The following is a 13,757-nucleotide window of genomic DNA, read 5'->3' as shown; positions in this document are numbered from 1 at the left end:
GTTTTCTATATAATAAAAAGAAAGGGAGTGCTAACTTATTTATGAACAAATGGATCTTTCTTATAATCTTATTACTACCTCCGCTATACATCATTTATATGACGTTTCGAATGAATAAAGTTGCTCGTGAAAAATTGAGTAACCACTCTCCGTACGTTCTTATATTAGGTGCAAAGTTATTTGGAGATAGACCGTCTTTATCTCTTCAAAACCGCTTGGATGCAGCGTTGGAATATTTATATTCTCACCCTGAGGTGAAAGTAATTGTTTCAGGTGGTCAAGGGGAAGATGAAGATATACCGGAAGCTCACAGTATGAGAAACTATTTAATGGTAAATGGTATAGATGAGAATCGTATTTTAATTGAAGACCGCTCTACAAATACGTATGAAAATTTAAAGTTTAGTATGGATTTATATGATGTAAAGCATGCGGTAGTTGTAAGTAATACGTATCATTTATATCGAACGAAAATAATTGCAAAGCGTTTAGGTATAAAGATGGAAGCTTTGGCTGCTGAAACACCGAGGCGCTCTAAGAAAAAAGCGTATGTGCGTGAATATGCTGCAATTATGAAAACATTATTGTTCGACCGTTAGAGCTCAAATGAGAGCTCTTTTTTTGTATAATAAAGCGTATCATTTGAAATGAATGCTATATTCCATCAAAATAAAGGAAACAACATGAAAGGAGTTGTGTCTGTGATTCAATTTAATCATGTGTCAAAAGCGTATGAAGATGGCACAAAAGCAGTGGATTCATTGCATTTAGAAATTAAAAAAGGAGAATTTTTTGTTCTCATTGGTCCGAGTGGTTGCGGGAAAACAACGACAATGAAGATGATTAACCGTTTAATTGAAACGACAGAAGGATCAATTTTAATCGATGGAAAAGATATTCAACAATATAACATAAACGAACTACGTTGGAATATAGGGTACGTGTTGCAGCAGATTGCGCTGTTTCCACATATGACAATTGCTGAAAATATTGCAGTTGTTCCTGAAATGAGAAAATGGACCAAAAAGGAAATAAAAGCACGTGTCGATGACTTGCTACAGATGGTTGGGCTCGATCCAGATGTATATCGTGATCGCATGCCAGATGAATTGTCGGGAGGGCAGAAACAACGTGTTGGTGTCGTACGGGCATTAGCCGCAAACCCGAAAATTGTACTTATGGACGAACCATTTAGTGCGTTAGATCCGTTAAGTAGGGAGCAGCTCCAGAAGGATATCGTACAACTGCAAAAAAAGATTCAAAAAACAATCGTGTTCGTAACGCACGATATGCAAGAGGCTTTATCACTTGGTGATCGTATTTGTGTAATGAAAGAAGGAAAGGTTGTTCAATTAGATACACCAGAAGGAATTATACATAACCCGAAAAATGAGTTTGTAGAGGAGTTCATTGGAAATCGTGGACGACCTTGGTATGAGGGGAAGAGTATAGAAGAGGTATTGCCGCTAGACGATGGTATACGAGTTGAAGGGAATGCTTTATCTTTACATTCGTCATTACAAGAAGCAATAGTCCGCTTACAAACTGAAGAGTCAGTGCCGGTTGAAGAGCATGGTCAATATGTTGGAGCGTTAACAAGTCGTCATATTGTCAATTACATTGTTGAACAAATGAAGGAAAGAGGCTAAACAGTGACTGATTTTATTCAAACGTTCCAAGAACGAAAAGTAGAATTGCTAAGTGCATTAAGTGAGCATTTACAAATATCGCTTATTTCACTATTTTTTGCAGTAATTATTGCGGTGCCTCTTGGCATTTTATTAACAAGAAAAGAACGGATGGCTGAATTTATAATAGGGACTTCTGCTGTTATGCAGACTGTGCCATCACTTGCATTACTTGGACTTTTAATTCCATTAGTAGGAATCGGAAAACTTCCAGCCATTATCGCATTAGTTGTGTATGCACTATTACCTATTTTACGAAATACATATACAGGAATACGGGAATTAGATGAATCACTTATAGAAGCGGCGAAAGCTATGGGAATGAATAGCTGGAGAAGGTTATGGAAGGTGGAGCTTCCTCTCGCATTGCCAATTATTATGGCGGGTATTCGTACAGCGATGGTATTAATTGTTGGAACGGCTACATTAGCTGCTTTAATAGGCGCAGGTGGGCTTGGTAAACTTATATTACTTGGTATCGATCGAAATGACCATGCGCTTATCATTTTAGGGGCCGTACCAGCCGCGTTACTCGCTTTATTCTTTGATATAGTACTTCGCACACTCGAGAGCCCAAGACGCTCTTCTAAGCGCGTTATATTGACAATATGTATTGTTGTCGTAATGATTGCTTCGCCATTTCTTTGGAATACACAGAAGAACGACATAGTTATTGCCGGCAAACTTGGATCTGAACCAGAAATTTTAATTCAAATGTACAAGCAACTTATTGAGCAGGATACAGATTTACAAGTGGAATTAAAGCCGGGCCTTGGAAAAACAGCATTTGTATTTGAAGCGTTAAAATCAGGTGAAGTAGATATATACCCAGAATTTTCAGGTACAGCTTTATCTACTTTCGTGAAAGAAGAACCGAAAAGTACAAATCGTGATGAAGTATATGAACAAGCCCGCACGGGAATGGAAAAGAAATATAATATGGTTATGTTAAAGCCAATGGAGTATAACAATACATACGCACTAGCCATGCCGAAAAAAATAGCAGATCAAAATAACATAAATACAATTTCTGATTTAGGAAAAATTGCACAGGAAGCTAAAGTAGGATTTACATTAGAATTTGCTGATCGTGAAGATGGTTATAAAGGAATGCAAAAATTATATAACTATAAGTTTTCAAATGTTAAAACGATGGAACCGAAACTGCGCTATAGTGCAATACAATCGGGGGATGTTAACGTAATCGATGCATATTCAACAGATAGTGAACTTGAGCAATATGGGCTTAAAGTGCTAAAAGATGATAAAGGACTATTCCCGCCTTATCAAGGAGCACCATTATTAAGAAAAGAGACGTTACAGAAATATCCTGAACTCGAAAAAGTATTAAATAAATTATCTGGAAAGATTACAGATGAAGAAATGAGAAAAATGAATTATGAAGTAAACGTAAATGGTAAAAGTAGCGAAGAAGTCGCAAAACAATTTTTACAAAAAGAGAAGTTACTTCGTTAATTTTACAATAAATATACAATTTTATATGTATGAAATGACCGTTCATTACAAAATGAACGGTTTTTTTGTGCATACTTATACATTTTTTCAAAAAAGTATTCCATTTTTCTTCATTTTCTTTTAGAATAAGTAATGTTTTCCTGAAAAAATATAAGAGAAACGTCTATTAGAGAAAAAGGTGACTTTAATAGTTGAACGAACATAACACCTAGAATGACAGATGGGGTGGTACAAATAGAAAAGAAGTTAGGATTTTTTCCGTTAATCGCATTAGTAGTTGGAACGATGGTTGGAGGCGGCGTTTTTAGTTTACCGCATGATTTAGCAGTAGGAGCAAATAGTGGTGCAACGATAATTGGTTGGTGTATTACAGCGATGGGAATGATTCCACTTGCGCTCGTATATCAAACGTTAGCAAGACAAAAACCGGAGCTTGAGGGCGGAATTTATAGTTATGCACGAGCTGGATTCGGTGAATATATTGGCTTTAACAGTGCATGGGGGTACTGGCTGGCAGGAATTTTAGGAAATGTCGCAACAATTATGTTGCTGTTTAGCACATTAGGTTATTTCTTCCCAATTTTTAAAGGAGGAAATAATGTTGCGTCTATCATTGGTGCCTCTCTTTTATTATGGACACTTCATTTTCTTATCTTATTTGGAATTCGTGAAGCATCCATTATGAATGTTATCGCAACGATTGGGAAATTAGTTCCGATCTTATTATTTATTGTCGTGATGGTAACTGCGTTTCGCTGGGATACATTTACACATGACTTTTGGGGCGAAGGAACTATCTCAGTTTCCTCTGTACTAGGTCAAGTGAAAAATACAATGCTTGTAACCCTTTGGGTGTTCATTGGGGTTGAAGGAGCAGTTGTATTATCAGGAAGAGCTAAAAATAGCAGAGACGTTGGAAAAGCGACAGTACTTGGACTTATTTTAGTAATGTCTATTTATATTTTAATTTCTGTTCTGTCAATGGGAGCCATGACAAGAAAAGAACTTTCAGTATTAGAGACTCCTTCAATGGGACATGTATTAGAACATGTTGTTGGGCCATGGGGTGCAATGGCAATTAATATTGGATTAGTTGCGTCACTTGTAGGTACATTAATTGGCTGGTTTTTACTTGTTTCTGAAATTTCTCACGTAGCAGGAAAAGACGGAGTGTTTCCGAAAGTCTTTACGAAAACAAATAAGAAACAAACGCCGCATATGGCATTATGGATTTCAAATATTGTTGCCCAAACTATATTTATAATCGTTCTGTTTTCACAATCGACATATCAAATTATGTATTTCATTGCGTCAACATCAATTTTATTACCGTATTTATTATCAGCGCTATTTCAATTGAAATTAGTCATTACGAAAGAGCTGAAAGCTGCAAGAGTAAAAAATGGCTTGCTCGCTTTAATTGCTTCTGTATATTCTGTATGGCTTATTTATGCAGCTGGTTTAAAGAATTTATTACTTGTTTCAATTGTATATGGAATCGGGATTATCGTGTACATGTTTGCAAGAAAAGAAAAAGGGAATCGTTGTTTTGCAGGCAAAGAGCGATATGTGATGTGGGCGATTGTTATTGCCGCTATTACATCACTTTATATGCTTGTGACAGGAAATATAAAAATGTAAAAGTCCTTTTCTTTTAAAGGGCTTTTTTCTTTGGTTAGAGAATATTTAATACATAAGATATTCAGGAGGGATGAAAATGGGAGAAAAAGAACAGTTGTCTAGAATTATGGATTTAGCTAGTGATTTAAGGAAAGTACTGGTGCAAGAATCTTTTTTTAATCATCATCCTGAACTACGAGGAGTGATTGAAAATTTAGCGAGTTCTGTAGAGAATTTGGCGGAGTTGCAGCAAAATAAAGATGAAAATGCCGAAGATAGATTGCGGTACGTGCTTGCTAAAATGAAAATTGCTCATAATGCCATTTTACAAGAGAAAAAAGCATTTCCTTCTCATTAATATACGTTTTATTTTTGAACCTGACGGATGACGTCAGGTTTTTTATTTCTAGTTTTAGATTGTAGTTCATACACTAAGAATAGTATGAAAAAAGAAGGTGACGACGTTGAAATTACATAAAGCTCTTCATCCAAGTTTTATAAAACGAATGTATTATATGAGGTTTATTGGAACGTTTGCAAAAGCTGAGGGAGAGAAGAACGGAGAAAATTTCTTTGTACAATGTCTTTCTCCAATACCTTTAACTTTACAAGAGTTATTTCCGACTGGAAAATATTTGTTTGAAGGATTATGCAGTAATAAAAAGAATGAAAAAATTTTTACCGATTTAAAGAAGCGTAAATTAGAAAAGCAACTGGTTATGTTTCGTCTTTATTATGATCGTGGAAATATATTTCTGGAATTAATATGCACAGAAGAGCCTCAGGAAATGGCATCTTCATATAAATTGATTCCTTCACCAAAGGTCTCAAATTATAAAAAGAGAGCGTCGTTGGAACGGAAGTTAAGCAACGGTTACTTATCATTTCTTATGCCTAAATTACCAAAAGACTTTGAGCCTCCAAAATTATTGTGGCATGAAGGAAGGCTATATGGAAATTTATCGTTAAAATCATCAATAAGTTCAATTTCATATTTTGAGCAAAGAAAAGAATGCAAATATATTGAAATAAACGATTGGATGAAACATGTAGAAATAGCAGTAGATGATCATTTATATTTTGTAAGTGAAAATGTGTATGACCAACTAAATAAACGAATTGTTGAAGAAGGTAAGTTAGTTGAAGTAGAAGATATTAAAATACAAAAGGAGGACTGGGAATGGGATGAGCGTGAATCCTCTTTTTTGCAGTATGTACAAAGTATGGTTCGTAATAAAGGACTATATTTGGATGATACAGATATATATAATTTTCACATTAGCGTCAAAACCAATACGTTAACAATTGTTGGTGGTATACCAGGTATTGGGAAATCACGCTTTGTGCAAGCTTATGCAGAATCACTTGGATTACGTTATGGTGAAGAATTGATTTGGATTCCGATTTCACCATCGTATCAAGAACCACATGATATTCTCGGTTACCTTCATCCGAATGGTAATTTTATTGAAAGTGAAACGAAGTTAGTTCGGACATTATTGAAGGCTAAAGAAAACCCAAATCAATTGTATATAATTGTGTTCGATGAAATGAACATGTCACATATTGAGCATTGGTTTACTCCGTTTCTATCCGTTCTTCAACTTGAAAAGAAAAATCGTATTTTAAATTTGTATGAGAAAGTACAAGAAATAGAAAATTCAATTCCACCTTCAGTGGAAATTGGTGAGAATGTTATTTTCGTAGGCACTGTAAATTTTGATGAAACGACGAAAGAGCTTTCCGATCGATTATTAGATCGAACAAATTTGATTACATTACAAAAAATTCCGTTTTGCGAGATGAGTATAGAACAAGAGAAAGTTGTTCAGCAACCCCCGCTGAAAGTAACAACGGGAGAATTTCGACTCAATTGGTTGAGGAATAAAGAGATGATCGAAGTGTTTACTGAAGAGGAATTAGAGTTATTGGATAAGTTACATGATGTATTATCATCACACGATATATCAAAAGGAATTTCTTTCCGATGTGCAAGCGCAATCGCTACGTATTTGCAAAATATACCGTTCCAAAATAATCAGTCCTATATGATTAGCAGGGAAGAAGGTTTTGACTTGCAAATAAAGCAACGCGTATTAACGAAATTAAGGGGGACAGAAATGACAGTGGGCTCTCTACTTTCTGAAGAAGCAAAAAGGGGAGCGACATTGATACCACTTTTACAGTCTCAGCTTGCAAATCGTGTATCTACATTTGAACATTCTTTAGCTTATATAAGACAAAAGCGTAGAGAACTGGAGCTGTATGGCTATGCAAAATGAGGAGCGTTATGAAACAGCAATCGTCGATACGAAAGAAACGCTCCCGTTTGTATTGAAGCTAATTATTGGTACTGAGGGGAAAGGCGATTTTATCCTTTTAAACCGGCTTTGTACGTCTACTACAGCATTAGTTCAATGTATTTATAAAGTACAGGAGTTAAAACCACTGAAATTGCATTTCCATTATCAAAATCCAATGGATATTACATTCATATGGAATAAAGTATATGAGGGACAAAAGAATATAAAAGAGTCACAATATGAATTAAATGAAAAAAAACAAAGAGTATTAGTTTATGAACATGGAAAAACTGAATTTTTTTATCCGTGGCGCTGTGGCTTATATCATTTTGAAGTGCGTATAGAAGATAAAACTTATTATGGTGCGTTTCAAGTTGTTCCTAAAAACTTTTTTGATGACCAATTTGAAATGATTCAAGATTATGTGAAGTCAATTTTAAACGAGCTAATTTTAGATAGAGGTTATTACAAGAAAACTTTCTCAGCACTTAGCGATATTGAAGATTCTTCTTATTTGGTATTGTTAAGAAAGTTGCCACAAAAAATGAAAAGAATAAAACAAATTTTTAAGAAAGTAGAATCGAATGCGGAATTTGTACACGAATATGAATGGGAAACGAAAGCGCGGAAGGCAACGAGAAAAACTGCCATTATGACAGAAAGAAAGCTTTATGCGAAATATTACAACCGTAAATTTAAGGAGCAAAAAAATAGTATTGAAAATGCATTTCTTAAATTTAAAACGATGCAATTCTATTATTATTTACTTGAAGCAGAAAGTTTTGTACGTAAAACGATTGAAATACTAGAAGGAGAAAAGAAGAAAAAGTCAGATGAATTTCAGGCTGTTAAAACAATTATGAAAACGATTGAACGAAATGGATCCGTGACGGATAGGGAAAAACAAAAATATAGAAATCTACATTTGCTGAAAGAAGCAGATTTACGGAAAAGTTCTGTGAAAATACAAGAATATAAAATATTAGCTCATATCGTATATGAAAGTGTGCAATACTTTCGAAATTTATTGTATTCTCCATTTTGGAGGGAAGTTTCTGAAACAGCTACCATTAATTCGAACACTTTATCTATACCGCATCAACAATTAATCCACCATTTAGAATTGTTACCGCAACATACGGAGCAACCCCCATCTTTATTATTCGTATATAAACCAACGTTTTTAGTCTATGAGTATTACGCTTTTTTTATCGTTATTTCTATATTAGAACAAATCGGATTTGAAGATAAGAATCCGATTCGTGAACAAATACAAGAACATTTTTATTTAGACGGATTACAAGATGGAACGACAGTGATTTTACATCGAGATGATATAAAAGTGCACGTCGCGTTTAATGATTTAATTGAAACACACCCTCTTATTGCACTAAGCAAAGGAAGTAATTTTTATAACGGAGAGGACACAAAGAAGCCGGATATTCGTTTAGATTGTTATGTAAAGGAAGAAGAGAAGTATGTATATAAATCTTCTATTATTATCGAAGTGAAATACAGCCCTATGTACAATATTTTTCAACCTATTGGTAATACGAAAGCGACGGAGCAAATGTATAAATACTGGTCTATTAAATATGTAGAAGAACAAAGTGGAAAACGAGTTTTTCATCGTAGGGCAATTTATGAAGTGATTTGTGTATATCCAGGGAGTCATATGCATAGTAAAAAAATAGAATCTGGTTGTGGTGTGTTTTTACAATTATATCCGTATAAGACGAAACAAGGAGAAGAGAAGTTGGCGGGAAAGCACGGGATGATTCAAATTTTTGAAAAATGGTTAAAAAGCAATAAAATGTAAAAGAAATCCTTTTTTATAAAGGATTTCTTTCGGTTAAGAAGAATTATATGCCATAAGGAAAGAAGCATAACATGGGTCGGATTTGATTTCATTAGAGAAATTAACTTTCTTTGTATGTACGATTGTATAAGAAAGTAAGAAATGGTACATGCGGGGGAACAGAGTGTGAAATAGGAATTTAATTCAAATTGCAGAATATAATAAAACGTAAATATTTTTAGTTGCATACGAAGGTTTGTTCTTATATGATAGTAAGTGAAAGCGTTATCAAAAACAGAGCGGCGATGGGAAAGGCGGGTAAATATGTTCCAGCGTGTTCAAACAAAGGAAGAACATTTTTGGTTCGAGCAACTGTGGGGAGATTTTTGTGAAGAAAGAAACTTAATGTTTGTAGAACGTAATTTAAATCCATCACGATTTTTATTAATAGAAGATGAACATCATATCGGTACAGTAGAATGTATTAAGTATACAGTACCTGAACAATCAAATTCGGAGTTTTTCTATCCGTTTTCTAAAAATGATTTAGTGAAAGATTTGAAAAATGTATATGAAATAGGAAAGTTAAGCATTGCGAAAACGTCTCGGGGGAGAGGACATTTCAAAAGGCTGGCAGCGATTTTATTTATGCATGCGTTAGAGACGAAAGCTGAATGGTATATTGCAGCAGTTACAAAAAGAATGTATATGTATTTACTTACACTCGGTTTTCCAATTGAGCCGATAGATAGTCCATTCCAGTTTCATGATACTTTACAAGGTGTACCAGTACGGATTCATGCTCGAAAAGGCGCTACACATTTGTATTCTTTGAAAGAATTCCGTGATATTATTCAAGGGAATGCTCATGCACAGGCACTTATTGCAGAATACAGTAAAAATATTATGTTAACAAAATAAAAATATATGAATATGTATAATATGAAGAAGGGTGTCATGTTACAGCCTTCTTTCTTCATACAAAAAGTAGACCCTTATTTTTGTAATAAGGGTCTACAAGTTTATAGTCCAAATATACTAAAAATCATTTTGCGGCGCTTAGGTTTCTTTTCTCTTTCATATGTTGGTTTTGAATCAGGAGTAATATATATTGGTTCTTCTTTTTTTAAGGCAGCTTCTAGTTTTTGAATTCGCTCTAACATTTCCTCCATTTCACGGCGATGTTGTAAAAGTTGGTATGTAACGACATCATTTGCTTTATCTAGCATTTGTTCTTCCATTCGATCTAGTCTTCTCGTAATTGTGGTTAGTTGAGCTGTTAATTGCTCAAAATCATTCGATGATGTATTTTGAACAATTGCGTTTACTTGAGTTTTTAATTTTTCTACATCATTTGAAGATGTTTTTTGAGTAGTTTGAGAGTTTTGAGGCTGGTCCATTTGGGAACGATGGTATTCTAACATTTGATCTAAATCACCTTGTGTGAAAATAAAATGGCCATATTTATTTTTTTTTATCGTAAGATTTAATTGTTGTGCAATCCGGACAACAGCCTTTGGGCTAACACCTAACTTCTTTGCGATAAATGGTGTTTTATATTCCAAAATAATCCCTCCTATATATATCCTGTTGAATGATTTCTAGTTATGTAGCAAGTTCCCTTCAGGTGTGACAAAAGAAGTGTGGAATCGGCAAAGAAAGTGTTTTTTCACGAAGTTTAGCTGTTTAGCACATATGAATTATATAAATCATTTTTAGTTGTCAGAAAATTAAACTTATTATAGTTTGACGATAATAAGCTAATTAGATTATCATAATTATAAATATCTTTTTTATGTATGCATATAATATATAAAAAGGTGGTTACTAATGTAGAATTTTATTAGAGTATAAGAATGCTTACTTCACTTGAATAAATTTAAGTAGGAGGTGGCTTCCTTGCTTACACTGTAAGTAAGGAAAAGTATTTGGACATATATAGTATAAGTATAGTGATTGTTTTAATTGCCTTAACGGCATTTTTCGTTGCAGCAGAATTTGCAATTGTTAAAGTGAGGAGTTCACGAATTGACTATTTAATTGCAGAAGGAAATAATCGTGCAATATCTGTCAAAACAGTCATTACAAACTTAGACGAATATTTATCAGCTTGTCAATTAGGAATAACTGTTACAGCTCTTGGGATTGGGTGGTCTGGTAAACCTGCGCTAAAGCACATGTTTGATGTGTTGTTTGCAAATTGGAACGTCCCTACTCAACTCGCAGACATTTTCGCTATAATTTTAGTGTTTTTGTTTATCACATTTTTCCATGTGGTAGTAGGAGAATTAGCTCCAAAAACATTCGCGATTCAAAAAGCAGAACAAGTGAGTTTCTTTGTTGCTAAGCCACTCATTTTGTTTTATCGTATTGCATTCCCATTCATTTGGATTTTAAATGGATCAGCTCGGTTAATTACAAAGTTTTTTGGATTGAAACCACCAAAAGGGCATGATGAAGTGCATTCAGAAGAAGAATTGCGGTTGTTAGTTTCAGAAAGTTATAAAAAGGGTGAGATTAATCAATCTGAATATAAGTATGTGAATAAAATATTTGAATTTGATGATCGTATTGCGAAAGAAATAATGGTACCACGAACAGAGATGAATATTTTAAATAAAGAAATGCCTGCTGAAGAGGCTTTACAAAAAATGTCTCATGAAAAATATACAAGGTATCCGGTTGTTGATGGTGATAAGGACCATGTAATAGGCTTTGTTAATTTTAAAGATATATTTACAGATTTTGTGAAGCATCGAGTTGTTAGTGAAAAGACAGTGGAGCAATATATGAGGCCAATTATTTTAGTTATTGAATCTATCCCAATTCATGATCTATTTTTAAAAATGCAAAGAGAAAGGACACATATCGCTATATTAATTGATGAATATGGTGGTACATCAGGTCTTGTAACTGTTGAAGATATTTTAGAAGAAATTGTAGGGGATATTCAAGATGAGTTTGATACTGATGAACAACCGGAAATCCAACAAGTTAGTGAGACGAAAACAATTTTAGAAGGAAAAGTACTTGTTAGTGAAGTAAACGCATTATTGGGTTTGACTATTGACGACGATGATGTCGATACGATCGGCGGTTGGATCCTAACAAAAAATATTGAGATTTCCGAAGGTGATACCATTGAAATTGAAAATTATAAGTTTTGTGTGAAAGAATTAGATGGACACTATATTAAGAGGTTAGAAGTAACGAAACCTTCAGAATCGATTGTTATTGTAGGAGATGAAAAAAAGATTTCGCTCCAAGAACAAATTAGTTCGTAAACTCTGCTTTGTAGCAGAGTTTTTTTTGAGCAAAATGTTTTTTGGTGTATTAGGGCTATGATACAATTACATAAGTCAGACCTTTCACCAGGTGAAATAAGTGTAATGTATTATTGTATACATATATTTGGAAGGAGAACCACTATGAAAAAGCATTTATATATAAATGGAGTATGGAAATCAGTATGGACATATAAACCATTGTATGCACCATATTCTGAAGAAACATTAGCGGAAATTGCGCAAGGTACAGAAGATGACGTTAAGGAAGCAGTAGTTTCGGCTAAAAATGCAATGAAAGAAATGAAAAAATTATCTGCATACGATCGCGCAACTATTTTAGAAAAGGTTGCACAAAAAATGGATGAGAGAAGAGAAGAGTTTGCAGAGATTATCGCAAAAGAAGCTGCAAAACCAATTCGTGCTGCAAGGGGAGAAGTAGATCGCACTGTTCAAACGTATAAGTTTGCAGCTGAAGAAGCGAAGCGAATATATGGTGAGACGTTACCATTAGATGCTGCGCCAGGAGCAGAGGGCCGTATAGCGTATACAATTCGACAACCAATCGGGGTTATTGGTGCTATTACACCGTTTAATTTTCCACTTAATTTAGTAGCACATAAAGTAGGCCCAGCAATTGCGGCTGGAAATACTATTGTGCTAAAGCCAGCCGACCAAACGCCACTTTCGTCGTATGCATTGGTAGAATTATTTGAAGAAGCTGGTTTACCAAAGGGAGCTTTCAATATAATTTCTGGACCTGGATCTGTTGTAGGTGAGGCATTAGTAAAAGATGAGAACGTTGCTTGTATTACTTTTACAGGAAGTCTGAAAGTAGGGATTGGAATTAAGGAAAAAGCTGGATTGAAACGAGTGACATTAGAATTAGGGTCGAACGCTGCTGTAATTATTGATGAAGATGTTGAATTGACAGACGAAATAATTGAACGTGTAAAATGGGGCGCGTTTGTGAATAATGGACAAGTTTGTATTTCAGTACAACGTGTTTTTGTGCATGAACACAAAATGGATGAGTTTATTACAAAATTAACGAAAGCAATGGAAAACGTTGTAGTAGGAGACCCGCTTCATGAAGAAACAGATGTATCGGCACTTATTTCAAAAAACGATGTAGAACGTATAAATGCATGGGTGGAAGAGGCAGTTAAGGAAGGAGCAAATGTTGTATACGGTGGTAACAAACGTGATGCAAGGATTTTTGAACCGACTGTATTAACAAATGTTCCAGAGTATGTATCTGTTCAGTGCCAAGAAGTATTCGGTCCACTTATGACTGTAAATACATTTAAAGAATTTGATGAGGCTTTAGAACAAGTAAATAATTCACGTTATGGATTACAAGCAGGTGTATTTACAAACAATCTATGTAAAGCCATGCGTGCAATTGATGAATTAGAAGTCGGTGGTGTCATGATTAATGATATTCCAACGTTTAGGGTAGATCATATGCCTTATGGTGGTGTGAAAGAGAGTGGCACAGGCCGTGAAGGGATTAAATATGCAATAGAAGAAATGACAGAAATGAAATTAATATGTATTAAAAAATAAAAGGTACACTTTTTTAATC

11 protein-coding genes are annotated in these 13,757 nt (G+C 34.4%); 10 read left to right on the top strand and 1 reads right to left on the bottom strand.

Annotation, left to right across the window (positions count from 1 at the left end; genetic code table 11):
- Positions 1 to 41: 41 nt before the first annotated feature.
- The 8 genes from QCI75_RS15760 (at position 42) to QCI75_RS15725 (ending at position 9,806) form a co-directional block, all read left to right on the top strand.
- A complete protein-coding gene (locus QCI75_RS15760) occupies positions 42 to 599 on the top strand; it encodes a YdcF family protein (RefSeq protein ID WP_144506353.1) in 558 nt (185 codons plus the stop codon).
- 102 nt (positions 600 to 701) lie between these two features.
- Complete coding sequence (locus QCI75_RS15755) at positions 702 to 1,649, top strand: ABC transporter ATP-binding protein (protein ID WP_144506352.1); 948 nt, start codon at positions 702 to 704, stop codon at positions 1,647 to 1,649.
- Between the two features lie 3 nt (positions 1,650 to 1,652).
- Positions 1,653 to 3,164 carry an ABC transporter permease/substrate-binding protein gene (locus QCI75_RS15750; RefSeq protein WP_144506351.1) on the top strand — a complete coding sequence of 504 codons (1,512 nt, stop codon included), beginning with the start codon at positions 1,653 to 1,655 and terminating at the stop codon, positions 3,162 to 3,164.
- A gap of 213 nt (positions 3,165 to 3,377) precedes the next feature.
- Positions 3,378 to 4,805: a basic amino acid/polyamine antiporter gene (locus QCI75_RS15745; RefSeq protein WP_144506350.1), complete on the top strand. Its 1,428-nt coding sequence runs from the start codon at positions 3,378 to 3,380 to the stop codon at positions 4,803 to 4,805.
- Between the two features lie 76 nt (positions 4,806 to 4,881).
- The gene (locus tag QCI75_RS15740; RefSeq protein ID WP_000504035.1) at positions 4,882 to 5,142 is read left to right on the top strand and encodes a hypothetical protein; all 261 of its coding nucleotides are present in this window, start codon (positions 4,882 to 4,884) and stop codon (positions 5,140 to 5,142) included.
- Between the two features lie 106 nt (positions 5,143 to 5,248).
- On the top strand, positions 5,249 to 7,066 hold the full coding sequence (locus tag QCI75_RS15735; RefSeq protein ID WP_144506349.1) for an AAA family ATPase: 1,818 nt from the start codon (positions 5,249 to 5,251) through the stop codon (positions 7,064 to 7,066).
- A complete protein-coding gene (locus QCI75_RS15730; protein WP_144506348.1) occupies positions 7,056 to 8,906 on the top strand; it encodes a hypothetical protein in 1,851 nt (616 codons plus the stop codon). Before QCI75_RS15735 ends, QCI75_RS15730 begins: the two co-directional genes overlap by 11 nt.
- Before the next feature lie 303 nt (positions 8,907 to 9,209).
- Positions 9,210 to 9,806, top strand: a complete 597-nt coding sequence (locus QCI75_RS15725) for a hypothetical protein (RefSeq protein ID WP_071745832.1) — start codon at positions 9,210 to 9,212, stop codon at positions 9,804 to 9,806.
- A gap of 101 nt (positions 9,807 to 9,907) precedes the next feature.
- Here the strand turns inward: QCI75_RS15725 and racA are convergent, their stop codons facing one another.
- Entirely contained in the window at positions 9,908 to 10,450 is a 543-nt protein-coding gene (racA, locus tag QCI75_RS15720) for a chromosome-anchoring protein RacA (protein ID WP_144506346.1), read from the bottom strand.
- A 363-nt stretch (positions 10,451 to 10,813) separates the two neighbouring features.
- Here racA and QCI75_RS15715 point away from each other — a divergent pair, with 363 nt between their 5' ends.
- Positions 10,814 to 12,169 carry a hemolysin family protein gene (locus QCI75_RS15715; RefSeq protein ID WP_098776381.1) on the top strand — a complete coding sequence of 452 codons (1,356 nt, stop codon included), beginning with the start codon at positions 10,814 to 10,816 and terminating at the stop codon, positions 12,167 to 12,169.
- A 144-nt stretch (positions 12,170 to 12,313) separates the two neighbouring features.
- On the top strand, positions 12,314 to 13,738 hold the full coding sequence (locus tag QCI75_RS15710; protein WP_353760809.1) for an aldehyde dehydrogenase family protein: 1,425 nt from the start codon (positions 12,314 to 12,316) through the stop codon (positions 13,736 to 13,738).
- The last annotated feature ends 19 nt before the right edge of the window (positions 13,739 to 13,757 follow it).

Source organism: Bacillus cereus group sp. RP43 (assembly GCF_040459645.1).
Taxonomy (GTDB): Bacteria; Bacillota; Bacilli; order Bacillales; family Bacillaceae_G; genus Bacillus_A; species Bacillus_A mycoides_C.
Note: the sequence above shows the minus strand (reverse complement) of the source record. Positions and strands in the feature narration are given on the sequence as shown.